Below are 19,522 nucleotides of genomic sequence, written 5' to 3'. Positions count from 1 at the left end.
TTTTTTTTTTTTTTTTTTTTTTTTTTTTTTATTTTTTTTTTTTTTTTTTTTTATTTTGTTTGTCTTTGGGTTTTTTTGTGTGTTGTGGGCTTTTTTATATTTGGGGGCCCCGGGGGGGTTTAAAAAAAAACCCCCAACGCCCCCTAATGCCTGGTACAGCTTTTGCTATGTCGTGGTGCGTCAGCCAGTGCTGTTGTACTGAAACAGGGCGTGCTTCGCGAAAACCTTAACCCAAATAATAGAAACGCGCGCAAACACCCGAGCAACGATTGACCTCAATGAGTTTTTTGCGCCAAAACGGTTCGCCGGAAAAAGAATCGATGCCAAGACTGGTGTCAATTTGGTGCGCACATTGGCTCGGTGAACTGCTTTGGTGCTTTTGCGACTTTAAGGTCTGCCAACTCCATGGAAAATTTGCAAAGTGCTGTGGACAGCCTGGTCCATAGCTCCAATACGCTGTTCATTCTGATCGGCGCTGTCATGGTTCTGGCCATGCATGCCGGTTTTGCTTTTCTGGAAGTCGGCACGGTTCGGCAAAAAAACCAGGTCAACGCTTTATCGAAGATCCTCAGTGACTTTGCCATTTCGACGCTGGCCTACTTCTTTATAGGCTACTGGATTTCCTATGGCGTCAATTTCATGCAACCGGCGGCGGTGATCAGCGCTGATCACGGTTATAGCCTGGTGAAGTTTTTCTTCCTGCTGACCTTTGCCGCGGCCATTCCGGCGATCATTTCCGGGGGGATTGCCGAGCGTGCCCGATTCGCTCCGCAGTTGTGCGCGACGGCGTTGATCGTGGCATTTATCTACCCGTTTTTTGAGGGCATAGTCTGGAACGGAAACTTTGGTCTGCAAGCCTGGCTGTTGGCGCGTTTTGGTGCCGGTTTCCATGATTTCGCAGGTTCTGTGGTAGTGCACGCCATGGGCGGTTGGCTGGCGCTGGCGGCGATTTTGTTACTCGGACCACGCAATGGTCGTTATCGCGACGGGCGTCTGGTGGCGTTTGCGCCGTCGAGCATTCCGTTTCTGGCATTGGGTTCGTGGATTCTCATCGTCGGATGGTTCGGTTTTAACGTGATGAGCGCACAAACCTTGCAAGGCGTCAGCGGTCTGGTGGCGGTCAACTCGTTGATGGCAATGGTCGGCGGCACGGTGGCAGCGTTGATTGTCGGTCGTAACGACCCGGGGTTCCTGCATAACGGCCCACTGGCCGGGTTGGTGGCGATCTGCGCGGGCTCTGACCTGATGCACCCGGTTGGCGCCCTGGTAACCGGAGCCATTGCCGGCGCCTTGTTCGTCTGGTGTTTCATCGCGGCGCAAAGCCAATGGAAGATCGACGATGTACTCGGCGTCTGGCCGTTGCACGGTCTTTGTGGCGTTTGGGGCGGGATTGCCTGTGGGATTTTCGGTCAGAGCGCATTGGGTGGCTTCGGCGGGGTGAGCCTGATCAGTCAGTTGATCGGCACCGCGCTCGGTGTGGCCGTGGCATTGATCGGAGGCTTTGCGGTGTATGGCGCGATCAAGCTGTTCCATGGGCTGCGCCTGAGCCAGGAAGAAGAGTATTACGGGGCGGATCTGTCGATTCACAAGATCGGCGCGGTCAGCCAGGATTGATTGCCTTTAGCTGAGCGACCGAGCTCGCGCAGGAAGGCGGCAACTGAGGCCAATGATTTGCATCAGGGTTTTGCCAGACTGTTCAACTCGGTTGTCGTCACGAATGGCCCTGTCGCTCGACGACTTTTCATCCCGGGCCTAGAATAATCACCCAATCCTTGTCGGTCTGTTCGTCATGCCTCCTGAATGCCAGTTGTTCGGCACCCTTGGTTGCCATCTCTGTGAACTCGCTGAAGCGGAGCTGATGCCGCTGGTCGAGCACGGTTTGTTGCTGGAACTGGTCGACATTGCAGACAGCGAAGCCCTGTTTGAAGCCTATGGTTTGCGCATTCCGGTTCTGCGTCGCGTTGATACGGGTGCCGAACTGGGGTGGCCCTTCGACGCCGAACAGGTGGTGGCATTCTTGCGCTGACCCCTTCTCGTTTTCAGCGGCAGTCATTCCGCCTGTCGTGATCCCCAGGTAATGCATTGGCGTAACCCCGAATATTCGTCTACTGTATGTGCATACAGCTATTCGCATTAGAGGGACGTAGTATGGTCAATGTTGAACAGTTGAAAGCCAGCGTGAACCGGATGTCGGCTGATGTAGTACAGGAGGCGGTGCTGGAGTTGCGTCTGGATGGCCTGGTTACCGAAGGGAAAACACCCTTCAACAAGTTGCACTTCAACACCTGCTTCGCTGAAATCGAAGCCTTGTTTCAGCGCGCGGGTTATCACCGTCAACTGGATGTCGTGGGTTATCAAGGGCTGTTGTACGCCCTTTATGATCCTGGTCGCTGGGAGGCTGTCGACGTATTGCGCTGGCTGAAGGAGTTTACCGAAGCGGCGGCACAGCGAGAGTCGCTTACCGCGTGACATTCATGAGGGGCGCTCACGCGGAATCTCTCCTAGGTTCGTTCAGGTCCTTGTTGGATAATGCGCACTTGCATTAACGGCCAGAGCTTTCGTATGTCCACCTCATCTTTTTCCGCCGCTCAGAATCAGGCCAGTACGCTATACCTGCCGCCGGGCGCCTGGTTGACCGTACTCGATTGTCTGTGCGAGCACTTCAGCGCCATTGGTCGCGAGCAATGGCTGGACAGGATCGCCCGTGGTCGTGTCCTGGATGGGCAAGGTCATGCGATTGCCGTTGACCTGCCTTACAAGGAAGGTTTGCGGATCCACTATTTTCGGGAAGTCCCTGACGAAAAAACAATCCCGGTGCTCGAGACGATTCTGTATGCCGATGAGCACCTGGTGGTCGCGGACAAGCCACACTTTTTGCCGGTTACCCCGGCGGGCGAGTACGTCGAACAGACGCTGCTGCGGCGTTTGATCCGTCGCCTGGATAACCCGCATCTGGTGCCCTTGCACCGTATCGACCGGCACACGGCAGGGCTCGTGCTGTTTTCTGCCAATCCCCAGAGTCGTTCGGCGTATCAGTCACTGTTTCCGACACGGCAGATCGACAAACACTACGAGGCAATTGCCCGCGCTTTGCCTGAGTTGTCGTTTCCGCGGGTGCATAAAAGCCGTCTGGTCGATGGCGAACCCTTCTTTCGCATGCAAGAGGGCCCCGGTGCGAGCAATACCGAGACCGCGATTGAGGTCATAGAGAAAAACGCCGATCTCTGGCGTTATGCGCTGTATCCGGTGACTGGCAAAAAACACCAGTTAAGGGTTCACATGACGGCGTTGGGGGCGAGTATTTGCAATGACCCGTTTTATCCCGACGCGTTGAAAGACGTTGAAGATGATTACGCCAATCCATTGAAGCTGCTGGCCAAGGGGTTACGCTTTATCGATCCGGTGTCGGGGCTGGAGCGGAGTTTTGAAAGCGAAATCACCCTGCAGTGGTGAGTCCATAGCTCAAGCAACGCTTCCGGTGAGTGGCGATCTGCTGTTGCCAGAAACAACAAAGCCCGCACTTGGCGGGCTTTATCGTTGAGCGACTGTTGCCGTGAGGCTTACAGGTCTTGAACGGTACGAACCTGATCTTTGTTGACGCGGGTTTTCTTGCCATCCAACTGCTCGAATTCGTAAAAGCCCGACTTGGAATCGAATTCAGGCGTGTCGACCGACTGGATTTCGCGACCGTCATTCAAGGTGATCACCGCAGGCGATGAGCAACCGGCGAGGGTAGCGAGGCCCAGTGCGAGCATTAAAGTGGCGAGGGTTCGTTGCGTCATGTGGTGTCTCCGACTATGAATTTTTTTCATTGCAGAACTTGAGAGGTATGCATGGCGCTCAAGTTCCATGGTTAGGGTCATTCTGACACGCTGTTATGAAGGCTTAACAGCTCGGGTGTATTCAAGTTAGCCAGACGTCGGTCGTTTTCGGGGCATTGCAGCGCGACGGCACCGAGGTTACGCATGATGCGTCCAGGGCTGCGCTCGCCGTCGTTCCAGGCCTTTTCAAATTCGCCTGCCAGCGCCACAGGGATAATGCACAGCAACGGTTCCCAGTGCTCGCCCTGGCGCAGCATCAAGGGTTTGTCCGGCTGCTCGCGGGCGGTTTCTCGCATGGCCGTGAGCAGTTCGGCATCAATGCGCGGTACGTCACAGGGCAGTACCATCAGGTGAGGATGTCGAGCCGCCGCCAACCCGGCGCGGATCCCTGCCAGCGGGCCCGGGAAGTCACTGTTGTCGTCATGGACCAACTGGTCGGCGTAAGGCGCGTATTTTTCCAGATTACGGTTGCAGGAAATGATGAGGTCATCGCTTAAACCTCGAGTCTGGCGGTGCAGATGAGCAATCAATGGCAGGCCTTGCCACACCAGAAGTCCCTTGTCCTGACCACCCATGCGCTGGCCACGTCCTCCCGCCAGGAGCAGGATGGAGCAGGGCGGCAAAGGGTTGTTCGAGGTCATGGCAGATCTCCAGAGGTGCGGTGAAAAAATGAGGCGCTGTGATATAACACCGGGCTGTTTCTCCTACAACTGGACGAGCCTATGAAAGCCAAGGCTGATGTACCTTTCGCCCCGCTGAACATTGCGGTGTTGACTGTCAGTGATACCCGTACGCTGGAAACCGATACCTCGGGACAGGTCTTCGTTGACCGCCTGAGCGCCGCTGGACATAACCTGGCCGCACGTATTTTGCTTAAAGATGACCTCTACAAAATTCGTGCGCAAGTCGCGACCTGGATCGCTGACGACGTCGTGCAAGTGGTGCTGATTACCGGCGGTACGGGTTTTACCGGTCGTGACAGTACACCGGAAGCCGTCAGTTGCCTGCTGGATAAGCAGGTCGACGGATTTGGTGAGTTGTTTCGGCAGATATCGGTCGCGGACATTGGCACCTCGACGGTTCAATCCCGTGCGTTGGCAGGGTTGGCCAATGGCACGCTGGTCTGCTGTCTGCCAGGATCCACCAACGCTGTGCGAACCGGTTGGGACGGGATTCTCGCGGAGCAACTGGATTCGCGGCATCGCCCGTGCAACTTCGTCGCTCACTTGAAACAGGCGGCACCCTGTGAATCCCGCGGGTAAGCCGGGCAAGACGGGCAGTTTGATGCCCGTCGAAGTGGCGCTGGCACGCTTGCTGGAAATGGCTGAGGCGTCGCCAATCCTTGAGCGCGAGCGATTGCCGTTGGCTGCGACCCAGGGCCGTGTTCTTGCCGAGGATCTGGTGTCGACCCTTGATCTGCCTCCATGGCCCAACAGCGCCATGGACGGTTATGCCTTGTGCCTGGCCGATTGGACCGGCGAACCCCTGGTGGTCAGCCAGAAGATCTTTGCCGGGCAAGACCCGGAACCATTGGCGCCGGGTACCTGTGCACGGATCTTCACCGGCGCGCCGGTGCCGGCGGGTGCCGATTGCGTTGAAATGCAGGAAAACGCCGAGGTTCAGACGGACCAACGGGTACGTTTTACCGAGCCGATGCACGCAGGGCAAAACATTCGCCCGCGAGGTCAGGAAACTACGGTGGGTGAGCAGGTGTTGGTCGCCGGTACGCGCTTGGGTCCTATTGAGCAGGGTTTGGCGGCCTCACTGGGGTGCGCGGTACTTGAAGTCGTGCGCAAGGTGCGGGTTGCGGTGTTGTCCACCGGGGACGAACTGATCGAGCCTGGACAGGCCCTTGGCCCAGGGCAGATCTACAACAGCAATCGGGTATTGCTGTGCAGCTGGTTGCAGCGTTTAGGCTGCGAAGTGATCGATGCCGGGATCCTGCCGGACGATTTGCAGGCCACTCGCAATCGTCTCGCCGAATTGGGGAGTGTCGACCTGATCCTTTCTACCGGCGGTGTATCGGTAGGCGAGGCGGACTTTCTGGGTATTGCGCTGCGTGAAGAGGGCGAACTGGCGTTGTGGAAGTTGGCCATCAAGCCAGGGAAACCACTGACGTTTGGGCATTTTCGAGGTGTGCCGGTGATTGGGTTGCCTGGCAATCCTGCATCGACACTGGTGACCTTCGCCTTGTTGGCACGTCCCTATCTGTTGCGTCGTCAAGGCGTGAGAGAGGTTCGCCCTTTGCAGTTTCAGGTTCCGGCAGGATTCGTCTGGTCCAAACCCGGCAATCGCCGGGAATACCTGCGCGGTCGTCTGGAGCATGGGCGGGCAATCATCTACAAAAACCAGAGTTCGGGTGTTTTGCGCAGTGCAGCCTGGGCTGAGGGGCTGGTTGAAGTGCTGGAAGAGCGCACCTTGGTTGAAGGTGACTGGGTGAATTTCATTCCGCTGAGTGAAGTGCTGGGCTAAGCCCGCGCTACGGCCTAGCCCGGCCCGGTATGGATCATGCGGGGCCTGGCCGTTTCGTGGTGCGGGTTATGAGTTGAGCAGCATCACGAGTTGATCGAAGCGGCTGTTGGCGATCCAGCCGAGCAGGCTGATGATCACCGCCGCAGCGCCTGCCGAGTAAGCAAGCCTGTGCTTGATGGATTTGACGTCGTTTCGGACCTCTTCCATATCTCTGCGGATGTACTTGAGGTGAGTCTCCAGCTCTACAACGCGCGGCTCCATGTCGTTCCCTCCAGGTGTGTTGACGGTGCAATTGCATTTGGTCGGGTGATCTGGTCGATCGCCTTTGAGTGTCGCAGCCCGGCTCGCTGGAAATCGGAAGTCATGGCTGTGCATTAATTGCATGGCTCCCTGCCCGAAAGTCTCTGGTGATGCTTGCCGTGGTGCGGGCGACGCCGTTTAAGGTACGGAAGACATTTCCATCCATATACATGCACATCCTTGTGTGTTGTGTTGTTGCCTGATAACTGAAGTCACAAGGTGTACCAATACGAAATGACCGTCAATTGGGCTTATTCATCACGACTTGTAAGAAAAAAGTCGGCATGTAGGTCTCCTCTGAAAACACGTCAATGGCCGGGGCTGCACTAGCGCCTTGAACCTGCCAGAGGGATCGCCGTTACTGGGGCGCTCAATCCAGCCTAGTCATCGAGACTGATGATTTGCTCGCGCACGGCAAACAGCACCAGGCCGGCGACATCGAAGATCTGCAAGCGCTTCATGATCTGAGAGCGGTGGGTTTCCACCGTTTTGATGCTCAGTCCCAGGCCGCTGGCAATCTCACGAGTCGATTTACCACGCACGATCAAGCGCAAGATCTCCAGCTGACGTGCCGTCAGATTATGGGTGTCGACCGGTTCTGGCTGGCTTTTCTGGGCACGAACCAGGGCCTGGTTGATCACGGTGTGAGCGATGGCCGGGCTCAGGTAGCGTTCGTTGTTGCGCAAGGCTTCAAGCGCGTGTTCCAGTTCCGTGGCAGTGGTGTCCTTGAGCAGATAGCCATGGGCGCCTGACTCCAGGGCCTGCATGATCAGCGCCGGGTCGGTGTGCATCGACAATATCAGCACCTTGCTCTGCGGGCGTACGGCCTTGAGTCTTTGCAGAGCCTCAAGCCCGCCGGTTTCCTTCATGGAGATATCCAGCAGGATGATGTCGGGGCTTAGCTTCTCGACCATTTCGAGCAGCTGTGCACCATCATTGGCTTCACCGATTACGGCGTAACCCGGAATATCCAGAACCAGCGCGCGTACGCCGGCTCTGATTAGCGAGTGGTCATCCACCAGAAGCAAGTTACAAGTCAATGTAGAACCTTATTCGTACTGGCTCGTTCAAGCGCGCGCGGCGCCCAAGGGAAAAGTGCTTCGATCTGCGTGCCCTTGCCGGGTTCGCTGATGACGCTCAGGGTGCCGTCCAGTTGTTCGATCCGCTCCGACATTCCGGCCATTCCGCGCTGTCCTTCACGGCCCGGATGGGTGGCTGGAGAAAAGCCCAGTCCGTCATCGCTGATAAACAATGCAAGCCCTTGGGGCAGACGCTGCAGGCGGATCAACAGATTTTTGGCTTGGGCATGGCGCAGCATATTGGTGACGGCTTCCTGAGTAATCCGAAATGCCGCGACCGCCATTTCTTCCGGAATACCGGTCAGACGTTGCTGGCATTCAAGGCTCCAGTTCACGGTAGTGTTTGCCAGTGTCTTGAGCAGATGCGCACGCAAACTGGCTTCCAGGCCAAGGCTGGTGAGTTGTCTTGGATTGAGAATGGCCGACACATCGCGAACTTTGGTCAGGGTTTCTTCCAGTGTGTCGCAGAGCACGGTGCAATGGCTTTGCAGTTCTTCAGGCAGACGTCGCTTGAGCCATTCGCTTTGAAGCTTTGCCGCCGTCAGCAATTGGCCGATATCGTCGTGGAGTTCACGGCTGAGCCGATGGCGCTCGTTTTCCTGTACTTCCAGCAAACGGTCGGCGAGTTCCTGAGGCTGGAACTTGATAGATTTACGCGAGCTGCAATGCTGCACCCAGACACCGGTGGCTGCCGCCAGATTCAGCGCCAGCAGGGCAGCTGGAAAGTGGCATGGGAGGCAATAAACCAGCAGGCTACCCACTGCCGAACACAGGCACAGCAACAGCGTGAACCGGCGAGCGCTTTTTCGAGAGGGTAGCCAAGAGGCGGCTGACTTGAGGCTGGCGTACATAGTGGATGGAGCCAATGACTGTTCGCTGCGGGCAGACCGGTCATGGTGGCTGACAGGTCTCTGTTTGGACAACGCTGGTGATTGAATCCTGGCATCAAGTTAGCGCGGTCTGATGATCAAAATCGAGTTGTGCACTTTCCAGGGGATGGACCTGGTCTTGAGTCAGAGAACCATAATGCAGAGGCCCACTAATTGGGCTGCATAATACCACTTAACATACCGTTGGTCGCGTTTGCTATATATGTCCAGGGACTCAGGAAATTTGGCGTTGTTGGACGTCATTTTCACGTCTGGCGGGAGTTGGCTGGCGACTGAGCGTACAGCTTGTACTCGTTGCATTATTCAACAGTTCGCAGCGCTCTAAACGGTCAGTTTTGGAGGTCGGAAGTCCACAGTTAATAGCTGGGTTATTACGTTGACTCTGTCGTTAAAAGATATGAAAGTTTCAATTGCGACGCGAAGGGCTGTTGCTGCAAGTGCTGAGGCTAATCAAGCGACTCTGCGCATTACTTGATCTGACTCAGGCATGCCTTGCCGAAAGTGGGGCGCATGCGAATGGCCTGGTGGGTGATGCCAAGCGCGTCGGGGCACGGCCAATTTCCATCGCGAAGGCTTCGATCAACGATATCTGTTCAGCGTCATCAAGGCTGAGTTGGCCGGTAGTCAGGTCGACCAGTTCAAGTTGCCAGGCCATCAATGTGAAGCACTCTTTCAATGCGCACAGTGCCTGGTCATTCAGATCGATTTGACTGTGTGCATTGCTGAGTAAGGCGTGAATGCACATCGAGAACTCCGATACGGCCCGCAGTGCCAATGCATCGGCCCGATTGGCCAGGGTGAACAGTGTGCTCAGCATGCAGTCGATGGCGTCCTGATCATTGTTGATCAGTTGCAGGTGACTCAGGCATTCCTCGGATTTGGCCAGCAGCGTTTCCGCCTCGATCAAAAATTCGGGCAGTCGCTGATTCCAGTTTTTACGATCGTTCAGCATGCTTCTCTCCACGACATCAAGTCAGGTGATGCAATTGGGCGTGTAGCGAACGAGCGTAAGGTACTGCCGGACGATGACCGGTATCTGTAGGGCAGTTCTGATTTTCTACGGCTGGCGATGAACGGTCTGTTTGCCTTCGACGCGAATGCCCCGAGTGAACGAGCCTGATTTGCAGCGTTACGAGGTACCGCAATAACTCGCCATAAGGCATGAGCGGCGTAACCTGACTGGCTGAAAAACGAGCTCGGCAACGGTTCTTCGATCACAAACAAAAGCCTGACTCCATTCATGCAGTGAGAATGGCGTCACATTAATGGCTATTGGATATCGCGAATATCAGGCTGGTCCTGATTGTGGCTAGGGGATTCCCTTACGCCACGGAACCTAATGCGCAAAGACGGGTCGTGCAGAGGATTTTGCGATGGATGAATTGACCATCTCAGTAGAGCATGATGTTAATGTGACATCAATTCCTTTACGTGGCATTTTGTTTGCGGGTCAAGATTCGGCGTGAACCGCCGATAGCATTCTCGAGTGAATTTATCAGAAAAGCCCAGGAGTCATTAATGGCCGGCATTCTCGACACAGTAGATCAACGCACACAGCTGGTGGGTGAGAATCGCCTGGAAATTCTCATGTTTCGTCTGGCCGGTCGCCAGTTGTTTGCGATCAACGTTTTCAAGGTGCAAGAAGTCCTGCAATTGCCAAAGCTGACCCTGATGCCGCAGCGTCACCCGTTTGTGTGTGGTGTGGTCAATCTGCGTGGCCAGACGTTGCCAGTGATCGACCTGTCTCAGGCCATCGGTATGCGGCCGCTGATCCCTGGGCCCAACAGCACCATCATCGTCACCGAGTACAACCGCTCGGTGCAGGCATTCCTGGTCGGTGGTGTCGATCGCATCGTCAACATGAACTGGGAAGCCATTCTACCGCCACCAACCAGTGCCGGCCGCCAGCATTACCTCACGGCCATCAGCAAGGTCGATGACCAGTTGGTGGAGATCATCGACGTCGAAAAAGTACTGGCCGAGATCGTGCCCTACAACGCCAAGGTTTCGCGTGACAAGCTCGAAGACCCGGTGCTCGAGCGTGCCCGCGGTCGTGAAGTGCTGCTGGTGGACGACTCCAACGTAGCCCTGTCCCAGTTGCGCGATACGTTGGGGCAACTGGGGGTGAAAATGCACATTGCCAGCGACGGCCTGAAGGCACTGAACATGCTCAAGGCCTGGGCGGATACCGGCGTGGTCATGACCGACAAACTGCTGATGATCTTCACCGACGCGGAAATGCCCGAAATGGACGGCTATCGCCTGACCACCGAGATCCGCAACGATCCACGCCTGCGCGGTCTGTACGTGGTACTGCATACCTCGCTGTCCGGCAGTTTCAACGACTCGATGGTGAAGAAGGTCGGTTGTGACAACTTCCTCTCGAAATTCCAGCCAGACAAACTGGTCGACGTGGTGCGCCAGCGCCTGATGCTCGACGCAGTTCCGGCCTGACCAACCTTTGCGGGCAGGCGTAATGCCTGCCTGCGATGTGCTTCTTTGATTCGTCGGCCGGCTCGTATATCGTGGCGTTTTTGCCCTCCAGGGAGCTGGCCATGTTGCGTCTGAGCGCGCTTTACCGTTATCCACTCAAGTCCGGTAAGGGCGAAACCCTGCAACAGATCAGCCTGGATAAACTAGGGCTGGAAGGGGATCGACGCTGGATGCTGGTAGACGAGGCCAGCGGACGCTTCCTGACGCAACGCGCGGTATCGGACATGAGTCAGTTGTCAGCGTTGTGGAATGCTGCCGGTGGCCTGACGCTCAGTGCACCCGGTCGCTCGCCGATCGATGTTGCCTTGCCTGCCAGTGATGCTGAACTGCGTGGCGTGACCATTTGGCGCGATACCTTGCGGGTTCCTGATGCGGGTGATGCAGCCGGTGCCTGGGTCAGTGAATTCATCGGCAAGCCGACCCGGCTGGTGCAGGTGCCCGAGGCGCTGGCCCGGACCACTCAGTCCGGCTATGGCAAGGATGACGATAAAGTCGCCTTTGCCGATGGTTTTCCGCTGCTGTTGATTGGCCAAGCTTCACTTGAGGACCTGTCGCAACGCGTTGGCCGTCCACTGGAGATGCTGCGTTTTCGACCGAATCTGGTGATCGAGGGCAGTGAGGCGTTTGCCGAAGATAGCTGGAAGCGCATTCTGATTGGCGATGTCGAGTTTCGCGTGGTCAAGCCGTGTTCACGTTGCATCCTCACCACCATCGACCCGCAGACCGGTGAGCGCAGCGACGACCGCGAGCCCTTGGCAACGCTGCAGAAATACCGCGCGCAAGAGGATGGCGCGATGTTTGGCCAGAACCTGGTCAACGACGGCAATGGCCGGCTTGAAGTCGGCATGCCGGTAACGATCCTCGAATGATGCGTTAGCGTCTGAATGAAAAATGCCCGTGTCCAAGGACACGGGCATTTTTTATCGCGGTGAAACGCTTAGCCGCGGTATTCACACAGGTAAGCAGTGTCGACAGCGACTTTCAGCTGGAACTTGCTGTTGGCCGGTACGTTGAACTGGCTGCCGGCGGCGAAGGTTTCCCAGTCGCTGCTGTCAGGCAGTTTGACGGTCAGGGCGCCGGAGACCACGTGCATGATTTCACGCTGGCTGGTGCCGAATTCGTATTCGCCCGGTGCCATGACACCGATAGTGGCCGGACCTTCAGCAGTGCCGAAGGCAATCGACTTGACGGTGCCGTCGAAGTACTCGTTGACTTTAAACATGGGCGATTCCTCGAAATGGGCTAAAAAGGCCGGCCAGTATGCACAAGGCCTATTCGCCCGTCACCTCAAGGATCAGCGCGCAAGAATCAGAGGTAATAAGCGCGCGGTATTGCGTGCATCTTCCAACGCCCGGTGCTGTTGACCGTTGAACTGCATTCCGGCCAGTTGCAGAGCACCGTTGAGCCCCAGCGGCCGCTCCAGTCGACGGGCCTTGGCGAAGCGCTGCTTGAGGTTCATATGGGGCACCTGATTCAGGGCGCTGTCGAGTTGCAGGCGCTGCCATTCCTGAAGCAGTTGTTTGCGGTCGTAATCGCCCCAGCTGGCCCAGCCATCGAGGCGTGTGTGATGCTGGCCGAGCCAGCGCTCGAACAGTGGCCAGACCTCGGCCAGGGGCTTGGCAGCGTCGATATTGGCCTGGGTGATGCGGGTCAGCTCGCGACAGAAGGGTGTCAGCAGCGGCCGGCGCAGGGGCCGGACGAAGCGCTGGAAATGGTCCAGTTCGCGGCCCTCGCGATTGACCAGTGTGGCGCCGATTTCGATGATTTCCATCTCGGTCACAGGCCAGCCACCGTCATCAGTTGTCGCTTCGAGATCAATTACCAGCCAATGAGGCATCGCAGGTTTCCTAGTGTCCTGATGAGGCTGAGCGTAGCCAACCGCGACGCATCCGCCTAGCGGCTTATTCAACCTCCAACAAAATCTGACGATTTTTTACCTGATCACCGGCGCTGACCTGCAACCGTTTGATCACACCGTCGATGCCTGCCTTGAGCGGATGCTCCATTTTCATCGCCTCCAGCACCAGCAACAGTTGCCCCCGGCTCACCGGAGAGCCTTCGCTGACCAGCACTTCGACAATCGCCCCATCCATCGGCGCTTTCAGCGTGCCGGTGCTGACGCTGGTCTGGCCGCTTATGGGGGCCAGGGTATGGTCTTGCAGCAGCAGGCTGCCGGGACGAGTGAACAGCCATAGCTGCCCATTCGCCAGTTGATAGGCGTAGCGACGGCGAATGCCGTTGATTTCCAGGCTGGCCCAGCGCTCATTGATATCCAATCGCTTGAGTTGCAGCGTTTCTGCGGCCACCTGAATGCGTAATTGCCCGTCGGGCAGGACGGTCACCTCGGTTGCCCAGCGACCGTCGCCGAGACCGATTTGTTGCAGCAACGGCGCATTGGCGTTGTTGCGCCAACCGGCGAGTCCAGGCGCGTGGACGCTGGCGGACTGCTGATAGAACAGTGCCGCGGCGATGGCCAACTCTTCAGCCGTGGGTGCGTGCGGGTGAAGGCTCGGATGATCAGCGAAGTGCTGAGGGATGAACCCGGTGTTGAAGTCCCCGGCGATAAACTGCGGATGCTCCAGCAAACCAGCGAGCAACCGCTGATTGGTCTGCAGGCCCAGCAAGGCGCTGTCTTCGACCGCCCGCAGCAACTTGCGCCGAGCCTCTTCGCGGGTGGCACCGTAGGCGATGATTTTGCCGAGCATCGGGTCGTAAAACGGACTGACCTGCTGACCTTCGAGCAGGCCGTGGTCGATCCGCACCCCGTCTTGCAGGGCCGGTTCCCAGCGCGTGAGGCGCCCGGTCTGGGGCAGGAAACCCTGCGCCGGATCTTCGGCGTAAAGGCGCACCTCCATCGCGTGGCCCTTGAGTTCGACTTGTTCCTGGCGCAACGGCAATGGCAACCCGGCGGCGACATCCAGTTGCCAGGCCACCAGGTCCAGGCCGGTGATTATTTCGGTCACCGGGTGCTCGACCTGCAAGCGAGTGTTCATCTCCAGAAAATAAAATTGCCCCTGCGCATCGAGCAGGAACTCTACGGTGCCGGCGCCGACGTAATTCACCGCGCGCCCAGCCGTCAATGCGGCCTCGCCCATGGCCCGACGCAACTCGGCGGTCATCACCGGGCAAGGCGCTTCTTCGATGACTTTCTGATGACGACGCTGGACAGAACAGTCGCGCTCGCCGAGGTAAATCAGATTGCCGTGCTGGTCGCCGAATAGCTGGATTTCAACATGACGCGGATCGATCAGCGCTTGTTCAAGAATCAACTCGTCGCGGCCAAACGCGTGCAGGGCTTCGGAGCGCGCGGTGCGGATCTGCTCGAGCAATTGACCCGCGTTGTGCACCAGGCGCATGCCGCGTCCGCCGCCACCCGCGCTGGCCTTGATCATCAGCGGATAGCCGATGCGTTCGGCTTCGCGGCTGAGAGTGGTGTCGTCCTGCTCAGCCCCTTGATAACCGCCAATGCACGGTACGCCAGCAGCGAGCATGGCGATTTTCGACAAGCGTTTGCTGCCCATCAGTTCGATGGCCGCAGGACTTGGACCGATAAAGGTGATGCCGGCCCGGGTGCAGGCTGTGGCGAATTCAGCGTTTTCCGAGAGAAAGCCATAGCCAGGATGGATCGCGTCTGCACCGCAGCGCTGTGCGGCGTCGATGATTGCCGCGCCGTTCAGGTAAGACAGCGCAACGGCTGCGGGGCCGATGTTCACCGCTTCATCGGCCATACGTACGTGCAGGGCGTCGGCGTCGGCATCGCTGAATACCGCCACCGTGCGATAGCCCAGTGCCTGGGCGGTGCGCTGGATGCGGCAGGCGATTTCACCACGGTTGGCGATGAGGATTTTGCGCAGGGTGGGCATGAGTTGATCCTTTGAGTGTTGCGGTGTTTGTGAGGGCCTCATCGCGAGCAGGCTCGCTCCCACAGTTGATCTTCGGTGTGCATGAGATAGTGCCCCTGTGGGAGCGAGCCTGCTCGCGATGCTCTTAGGGCGCCCACCCCGGTTTGCGCTTTTGCACAAAAGCCATCGTCCCTTCGACGCCTTCCGCCCCGGTCACGGCTTCGCTGAACCATTCGGCCGCCTGGTCGAGCAACGGCCCCAGCGGTTGTTCGGTGCTGGCCAGCAACAAGGCTTTGGTCGTGGCATTGGCGCCGGGTGCGCAGCACAGAACATGGGCGAGCACCGCGTCCAGGCGTTCGGCCAGGGCTTGTGCATCGTGTTCGACAAAATGCACCAGCCCCAGACGCCGGGCTTCATGCCCGTCAAAACGCGCAGCGGTCAGCGCCAGGCGCCGTGCCTGAGTCAGGCCGATGCGCTGGACCACGAACGGTGCGATTTGCGCCGGCAGCAGGCCGAGGCTGGTTTCCGGCAAACCGAACTGGGCATTGTGGTCGGTCAGTGCAATATCGCTGACACAGGCCAGACCGAACCCGCCGCCAAGCACCGCACCCTGCAACACGGTGATCACGACTTGTGGCGCGTGCTGGGCTTCTTCGAGCAGAGCGCCAAACGCGCGGTTCAACTCGCGGTAAGCCTCCTGACCTTGAGCGCGGGCGTTGGCCATGTCTTTCAAATCACCACCGGCACAAAAGTGTCCGCCGGCACCGCCGAGCACTAATGCGCGGATGTCCCGGTCATCGCGTACCGCGGCCAGTACAGCACGTAACTCGGCGACCATCTGCAAGCTCATCGCGTTGCGGCAGTCCGGCCGGTTCAAGGTGATGTGCAGAACGCCGTTGTGGGGTTCCAGCAGCAGGGTCTGGCAAACGGGCAGGGTGCTCATTTTTTCTTCCCGGGCAGGATGCCCATCAGTTTGCAGATGATCCCCAGCATGATTTCGTCGGAACCGCCGCCGATCGACACCAGCCGCACATCGCGGTAGGCGCGGGCCACCGGGTTGTCCCACATGTAGCCCATCGCGCCCCAGTATTGCAGGCAACTGTCGCTGACTTCCCGGCCCAGACGTCCGGCCTTGAGCTTGGCCATGGACGCCAGGCGCGTGATGTCCTGGCCTTTGACGTATTGCTCGGTAGCCTGGTAGACCAGCGCCCGCAGGCATTCGATTTCGGTGGAAAGCTCGGCGAGGCGGAAGTGGATCACCTGGTTGTCGATCAGCGCGTTGCCGAAGGTCTGGCGTTCCTTGCAGTACTCGATGGTGCTGTCGATGCAATATTCCAGGCCCTTGATCATGTTTGCCGCACCGAACAGGCGTTCTTCCTGGAACTGCAGCATTTGCATCATGAAGCCTGCGCCTTCGTGGCCGATGCGGTTGCGTTGCGGCACGCGCACATTGTCGAAAAACACCTGTGCGGTTTCCGAACTGCGCATGCCGAGTTTGTCCAGGTGCGAGCCGAGGCTGATGCCGGGGCTGTTCATCGGTACCATGATCAGCGACTTGTTGATGTGCGCCTTGTCGTCCGAGGTGTTGGCCAGCAGGCAAATGAAGTCGGCGCTCGGGGAGTTGGTGATCCACATCTTGCTGCCGTTGATCACGTAGTCGTCGCCATCCTTGCGCGCGGTGGTTTTCAGCCCGGCGACGTCAGAGCCGGCACCGACTTCCGAGACACCGATGCAGCCGACCTGTTCACCGCTGATCGCTGGGCGGAGGAATTCTTCGCGCAATTCGTCGGAACCGAATCGAGCAAGGGCCGGGGTGCACATATCGGTCTGCACGCCAATCGACATCGCAATCCCGCCGCAGTGGATGGTGCCGAACTCTTCAGCAGCGACAATCGAATAGCTGTAGTCCAGGCCCATGCCGCCAAACTTTTCCGGTTTGGAAATTCCCAGCAGACCGAGTGCGCCGGCCTTGCGGAAAATCTCGTGGATCGGAAAGCGTCCGGCCTTTTCCCATTCATCGACGTACGGGTTGATTTCGCGCTCGACAAATTGGCGAACGGTCCGGCGCAGTGCTTCGTGTTCCTGGGTGAAGATCATTTTTATTGTTCTCCCTAAACTGGTGGTGATCAGAGCCTCAAAAGCGTGCGATACCAAAACTGTTGGATTGCAACTGACGGACCTCGGCCTCATGACAGATATCCAGCAGGTAGCCGAGCAAGGTGCGGGTATCTCGTGGGTCAATCAGCCCGTCGTCCCACAGGTTGGCGCTGCCATAAAGTGCGGTGGACTGGCTGTCGAGTTTTTGCGCGGTGACCTGTTCGAGCATGTCGAGCATCTTCGGGTCCGAAACCAAACCGTCCTTGGCCTGCTTGGCTTCGGTGACAATGCGCAACACCTTGCCGGCCTGGGCGCCGCCCATGACAGCCGTGCGGCTGTTGGGCCAGGCGAAGATGAAGCGCGGGTCCAGACCACGGCCGCACATCGCATAGTTGCCGGCGCCGTAAGAACCACCCACCACGATGGTCAGCTTCGGCACCCGTGCATTGGCGACTGCCTGAATCATCTTCGCACCGTGTTTGATCACCCCTTGCTGTTCCGACTCGGTACCGACCATGAAACCGGTGGTGTTATGAAAAAACAGCAGCGGTGTCTGGCTTTGATCGCAGAGCTGGATGAACTGCGCCGCCTTGCTCGCGCCTTGCGGGGTGATCGGGCCGTTGTTACCGATAAAGCCGCAAGGCCGGCCCTGGATCTTCAAGTGGCCGCAAATTGTCTGTTGATCAAACTCGCCCTTGAACTCGAGAAACCGCGAGCCGTCGGCGATGCGTGCAATGATCTCGCACACGTCGTAGGGCTTTTTCGGATCGTCGGGAATCAGCCCCAGCAGTTCGTCGATGGGGTAGAGCGGCTCGTCCCAGTGTGGCGCGGTGTGCAGCGGTAACCGCGCATTCCACGGCAGCAGGCTGACGATTTCGCGTACCAGGCGCACGCCGTCGGCATCGTTTTCGGCCAGGTATTCGGCGGTGCCGGCGGTTTGCGCGTGCATCTCGGCGCCACCGAGTTCCTCGTCAGTGGCGACTTCGCCGGTGGCGGCCTTGAGCAATGGTGGGCCGGCGAGAAACAGCTTGGCCTTGCCGCGCACCACCACTACGTAGTCCGAGAGCCCCGGCTGATAAGCGCCGCCGGCCGTGGCCGAACCGTGCACCACGGTAATTTGCGGCAAGCCCATGGCCGACATCCGCGCCTGATTGGCGAAGCTGCGTGCGCCCTCGATAAAAATTTCGGCGGCGTAATTGAGATTGGCGCCGCCGCTCTCGGCGAGGGTGATCACCGGCAGTTTGTTTTCCATGGCGATCTGTTGCAGGCGCAGGGATTTTTTCAGACCGCTGGGGGAAATGGTTCCGCCCTTGATCGCGCTGTTGTTGGCGACCACCAGCACCCGCACGCCGGACACGTAACCAATCCCGGCGATCAACCCGCCACCGGCCTGGCTACCGTCCTTGTCGTCGTGCAGTTTGTAGCCGGCCAGGCTCGCGAGTTCGAGAAACGGCGCGCCGGGATCGAGCAACAGATTCAGGCGTTCGCGTGGCAAGAGTTGCCCGCGTTTGTCGAATTTCGGTTTGGCCTCAGCGGCTTTGGCCAGCAGGTTGCGTTCCAGCTGACGGATCTGCTCGATGCTGTTCAACATCGCTTCGCGGTTCTGTGCGAACTGCGGGGCGTGGGTGTCGAGTTGTGAATCAATCATCGGCATGGATCAGTCCTCGTTCTTGAGTACGTCTGGTAAGCCCGCGCGGTGAAAGCCATTGAACGACTCACTGTTCTGCGCCTTGTGCAGCGGCCATGCGCGACTGCCGAGGCTCGCTGCACCGTCGATCCGCAGCGTGCTGCCGCTGATAAAGGACGCCGCCGGGCTGAGCAGAAAAACGATCGCCGCGCTGACCTCCGACTCGGTGCCGATCCGCTTGAGCGGTACGTGTTCGCACAGGGTCGGGATCACCGCTTTGAATGCGCCTTCGTAGGTGTCCATGCCGCTGGACGCGATCCAGCCCGGCGCCACTGCGTTGACCCGCACCCCGGCGTAGCCCCATTCGAATGCGGCGGTCTTGGTGAAGTTGTCCATGCCCGAACGCGCCGCGCCCGAGTGGCCCATGCCGGGCATGCCGCCCCACATGTCGGCGAGCATGTTGACGATGCTTCCACCGTGCTTGCTCATCGACTGATTGAACACCTCCCGAGCCATCAGGAAGCCGCCCACCAGATTGGTCCGCAGCACGGTTTCGAATCCTTTCTGATTGATCGAGGCCAAGGGGGCCGGGTATTGGCCACCGGCATTGTTGACCAGGCCGTGAACCGGCCCGTGGTCCTTGATCAGTTGCGCTACCAGTTGCTTGACCGCTTCTTCGTCGCGAATATCACAGGCTTGCCAACTGGCTTTGCCGCCGTCTTCAGCGATTTCTGCCGCGACATTTTGCAACTTTTCGGGTTTGCGCCCGACCAGCAGCACATGGGCGCCGAGGGCCGCCAGTTCGTGAGCGGTACACCGGCCGATGCCACTGCCGCCGCCGGTGATAATGAGGGTCTGGCCGGCAAACAGATCGGGTTTGAATATCGAATCAAAAGCCACG

Annotated in this window: 21 protein-coding genes; 8 read left to right on the top strand and 13 right to left on the bottom strand. The window is 58.3% G+C overall.

Going from position 1 to position 19,522, the window contains the following annotated elements; all coding sequences use genetic code 11:
* Nucleotides 1–405 precede the first annotated feature (405 nt).
* The 4 genes from NTD87_RS26660 (at nt 406) to NTD87_RS26645 (ending at nt 3,453) form a co-directional block, all read left to right on the top strand.
* Nucleotides 406–1,614, top strand: a complete 1,209-nt coding sequence (locus NTD87_RS26660) for an ammonium transporter (protein WP_262117166.1) — start codon at nt 406–408, stop codon at nt 1,612–1,614.
* 175 nt (nt 1,615–1,789) lie between these two features.
* The gene (locus NTD87_RS26655; protein WP_262117165.1) at nt 1,790–2,026 is read left to right on the top strand and encodes a glutaredoxin family protein; all 237 of its coding nucleotides are present in this window, start codon (nt 1,790–1,792) and stop codon (nt 2,024–2,026) included.
* A 122-nt stretch (nt 2,027–2,148) separates the two neighbouring features.
* The gene (locus NTD87_RS26650; protein ID WP_123428899.1) at nt 2,149–2,469 is read left to right on the top strand and encodes a transcriptional regulator; all 321 of its coding nucleotides are present in this window, start codon (nt 2,149–2,151) and stop codon (nt 2,467–2,469) included.
* 93 nt (nt 2,470–2,562) lie between these two features.
* Nucleotides 2,563–3,453 carry a pseudouridine synthase gene (locus tag NTD87_RS26645; RefSeq protein ID WP_262117164.1) on the top strand — a complete coding sequence of 297 codons (891 nt, stop codon included), beginning with the start codon at nt 2,563–2,565 and terminating at the stop codon, nt 3,451–3,453.
* A gap of 107 nt (nt 3,454–3,560) precedes the next feature.
* Here the strand turns inward: NTD87_RS26645 and NTD87_RS26640 are convergent, their stop codons facing one another.
* Nucleotides 3,561–3,782 carry a YgdI/YgdR family lipoprotein gene (locus tag NTD87_RS26640; RefSeq protein WP_262117163.1) on the bottom strand — a complete coding sequence of 74 codons (222 nt, stop codon included), beginning with the start codon at nt 3,780–3,782 and terminating at the stop codon, nt 3,561–3,563.
* Nucleotides 3,783–3,859: 77 nt separating this feature from the next.
* The gene (gene mobA, locus NTD87_RS26635; RefSeq protein ID WP_262117162.1) at nt 3,860–4,462 is read right to left on the bottom strand and encodes a molybdenum cofactor guanylyltransferase MobA; all 603 of its coding nucleotides are present in this window, start codon (nt 4,460–4,462) and stop codon (nt 3,860–3,862) included.
* An 81-nt stretch (nt 4,463–4,543) separates the two neighbouring features.
* Here mobA and moaB point away from each other — a divergent pair, with 81 nt between their 5' ends.
* Both moaB and glp read left to right on the top strand, forming a co-directional pair.
* A complete protein-coding gene (gene moaB / locus NTD87_RS26630; protein ID WP_054596381.1) occupies nt 4,544–5,083 on the top strand; it encodes a molybdenum cofactor biosynthesis protein B in 540 nt (179 codons plus the stop codon).
* 22 nt (nt 5,084–5,105) lie between these two features.
* Nucleotides 5,106–6,293 (top strand): gephyrin-like molybdotransferase Glp, encoded by a 1,188-nt coding sequence (glp, locus tag NTD87_RS26625; RefSeq protein ID WP_410017527.1) that lies wholly within the window; start codon nt 5,106–5,108, stop codon nt 6,291–6,293.
* A 66-nt stretch (nt 6,294–6,359) separates the two neighbouring features.
* Here the strand turns inward: glp and NTD87_RS26620 are convergent, their stop codons facing one another.
* The 4 genes from NTD87_RS26620 to NTD87_RS26605 form a co-directional block, all read right to left on the bottom strand.
* Nucleotides 6,360–6,668, bottom strand: coding sequence for a hypothetical protein (locus NTD87_RS26620; RefSeq protein WP_262117168.1), 309 nt, complete (start codon nt 6,666–6,668; stop codon nt 6,360–6,362).
* A 305-nt stretch (nt 6,669–6,973) separates the two neighbouring features.
* Complete coding sequence (locus tag NTD87_RS26615) at nt 6,974–7,633, bottom strand: response regulator transcription factor (protein ID WP_262117160.1); 660 nt, start codon at nt 7,631–7,633, stop codon at nt 6,974–6,976.
* A complete protein-coding gene (locus NTD87_RS26610; protein ID WP_262117167.1) occupies nt 7,630–8,523 on the bottom strand; it encodes a sensor histidine kinase in 894 nt (297 codons plus the stop codon). Before NTD87_RS26610 ends, NTD87_RS26615 begins: the two co-directional genes overlap by 4 nt.
* A 520-nt stretch (nt 8,524–9,043) precedes the next feature.
* Nucleotides 9,044–9,514: a hypothetical protein gene (locus NTD87_RS26605; RefSeq protein WP_262117159.1), complete on the bottom strand. Its 471-nt coding sequence runs from the start codon at nt 9,512–9,514 to the stop codon at nt 9,044–9,046.
* A gap of 566 nt (nt 9,515–10,080) precedes the next feature.
* Here NTD87_RS26605 and NTD87_RS26600 point away from each other — a divergent pair.
* Nucleotides 10,081–11,016 carry a chemotaxis protein CheV gene (locus NTD87_RS26600; RefSeq protein ID WP_262117158.1) on the top strand — a complete coding sequence of 312 codons (936 nt, stop codon included), beginning with the start codon at nt 10,081–10,083 and terminating at the stop codon, nt 11,014–11,016.
* 101 nt (nt 11,017–11,117) lie between these two features.
* On the top strand, nt 11,118–11,924 hold the full coding sequence (locus tag NTD87_RS26595; RefSeq protein WP_262117157.1) for an MOSC domain-containing protein: 807 nt from the start codon (nt 11,118–11,120) through the stop codon (nt 11,922–11,924).
* A gap of 68 nt (nt 11,925–11,992) precedes the next feature.
* On the opposite strand, the gene NTD87_RS26590 is transcribed toward NTD87_RS26595, so the two are convergent.
* The 7 genes from NTD87_RS26590 to NTD87_RS26560 all read right to left on the bottom strand — a co-directional run bounded on the left by NTD87_RS26590 (nt 11,993) and on the right by NTD87_RS26560 (nt 19,521).
* Nucleotides 11,993–12,277 (bottom strand): pyrimidine/purine nucleoside phosphorylase, encoded by a 285-nt coding sequence (locus tag NTD87_RS26590; RefSeq protein WP_007940055.1) that lies wholly within the window; start codon nt 12,275–12,277, stop codon nt 11,993–11,995.
* Nucleotides 12,278–12,349: 72 nt separating this feature from the next.
* A complete protein-coding gene (locus tag NTD87_RS26585; RefSeq protein WP_262117156.1) occupies nt 12,350–12,892 on the bottom strand; it encodes an exonuclease domain-containing protein in 543 nt (180 codons plus the stop codon).
* A gap of 64 nt (nt 12,893–12,956) precedes the next feature.
* Entirely contained in the window at nt 12,957–14,918 is a 1,962-nt protein-coding gene (locus tag NTD87_RS26580; protein WP_262117155.1) for an acetyl/propionyl/methylcrotonyl-CoA carboxylase subunit alpha, read from the bottom strand.
* 124 nt (nt 14,919–15,042) lie between these two features.
* On the bottom strand, nt 15,043–15,840 hold the full coding sequence (locus NTD87_RS26575; RefSeq protein ID WP_262117154.1) for an enoyl-CoA hydratase/isomerase family protein: 798 nt from the start codon (nt 15,838–15,840) through the stop codon (nt 15,043–15,045).
* A complete protein-coding gene (atuD, locus tag NTD87_RS26570; RefSeq protein ID WP_262117153.1) occupies nt 15,837–16,994 on the bottom strand; it encodes a citronellyl-CoA dehydrogenase in 1,158 nt (385 codons plus the stop codon). Before atuD ends, NTD87_RS26575 begins: the two co-directional genes overlap by 4 nt.
* Nucleotides 16,995–17,031: 37 nt before the next feature.
* A complete protein-coding gene (gene atuC / locus NTD87_RS26565) occupies nt 17,032–18,648 on the bottom strand; it encodes a geranyl-CoA carboxylase subunit beta (protein WP_262117152.1) in 1,617 nt (538 codons plus the stop codon).
* 3 nt (nt 18,649–18,651) lie between these two features.
* Nucleotides 18,652–19,521, bottom strand: coding sequence for an SDR family oxidoreductase (locus tag NTD87_RS26560; protein WP_262117151.1), 870 nt, complete (start codon nt 19,519–19,521; stop codon nt 18,652–18,654).
* Nucleotide 19,522 lies beyond the last annotated feature (1 nt).

Source organism: Pseudomonas sp. 6D_7.1_Bac1 (assembly GCF_025465945.1).
Taxonomy (GTDB): Bacteria; Pseudomonadota; Gammaproteobacteria; order Pseudomonadales; family Pseudomonadaceae; genus Aquipseudomonas.
The sequence above is the reverse complement of the archived record's forward strand: the minus strand, read 5'-3'. Positions and strand labels throughout refer to the sequence as shown.

Coding starts and splice junctions, on each gene's coding strand:
- NTD87_RS26660 (WP_262117166.1), top strand. CDS start 406: ATGGAAAATTTGCAAAGTGCTGTGGACAGCCTGGTCCATAGCTCCAAT.
- NTD87_RS26655 (WP_262117165.1), top strand. CDS start 1,790: ATGCCTCCTGAATGCCAGTTGTTCGGCACCCTTGGTTGCCATCTCTGT.
- NTD87_RS26650 (WP_123428899.1), top strand. CDS start 2,149: ATGGTCAATGTTGAACAGTTGAAAGCCAGCGTGAACCGGATGTCGGCT.
- NTD87_RS26645 (WP_262117164.1), top strand. CDS start 2,563: ATGTCCACCTCATCTTTTTCCGCCGCTCAGAATCAGGCCAGTACGCTA.
- NTD87_RS26640 (WP_262117163.1), bottom strand. CDS start 3,782: ATGACGCAACGAACCCTCGCCACTTTAATGCTCGCACTGGGCCTCGCT.
- mobA (WP_262117162.1), bottom strand. CDS start 4,462: ATGACCTCGAACAACCCTTTGCCGCCCTGCTCCATCCTGCTCCTGGCG.
- moaB (WP_054596381.1), top strand. CDS start 4,544: ATGAAAGCCAAGGCTGATGTACCTTTCGCCCCGCTGAACATTGCGGTG.
- glp (WP_410017527.1), top strand. CDS start 5,106: ATGCCCGTCGAAGTGGCGCTGGCACGCTTGCTGGAAATGGCTGAGGCG.
- NTD87_RS26620 (WP_262117168.1), bottom strand. CDS start 6,668: ATGCACAGCCATGACTTCCGATTTCCAGCGAGCCGGGCTGCGACACTC.
- NTD87_RS26610 (WP_262117167.1), bottom strand. CDS start 8,523: ATGTACGCCAGCCTCAAGTCAGCCGCCTCTTGGCTACCCTCTCGAAAA.
- NTD87_RS26605 (WP_262117159.1), bottom strand. CDS start 9,514: ATGCTGAACGATCGTAAAAACTGGAATCAGCGACTGCCCGAATTTTTG.
- NTD87_RS26600 (WP_262117158.1), top strand. CDS start 10,081: ATGGCCGGCATTCTCGACACAGTAGATCAACGCACACAGCTGGTGGGT.
- NTD87_RS26595 (WP_262117157.1), top strand. CDS start 11,118: ATGTTGCGTCTGAGCGCGCTTTACCGTTATCCACTCAAGTCCGGTAAG.
- NTD87_RS26590 (WP_007940055.1), bottom strand. CDS start 12,277: ATGTTTAAAGTCAACGAGTACTTCGACGGCACCGTCAAGTCGATTGCC.
- NTD87_RS26585 (WP_262117156.1), bottom strand. CDS start 12,892: ATGCCTCATTGGCTGGTAATTGATCTCGAAGCGACAACTGATGACGGT.
- NTD87_RS26580 (WP_262117155.1), bottom strand. CDS start 14,918: ATGCCCACCCTGCGCAAAATCCTCATCGCCAACCGTGGTGAAATCGCC.
- NTD87_RS26575 (WP_262117154.1), bottom strand. CDS start 15,840: ATGAGCACCCTGCCCGTTTGCCAGACCCTGCTGCTGGAACCCCACAAC.
- atuD (WP_262117153.1), bottom strand. CDS start 16,994: ATGATCTTCACCCAGGAACACGAAGCACTGCGCCGGACCGTTCGCCAA.
- atuC (WP_262117152.1), bottom strand. CDS start 18,648: ATGCCGATGATTGATTCACAACTCGACACCCACGCCCCGCAGTTCGCA.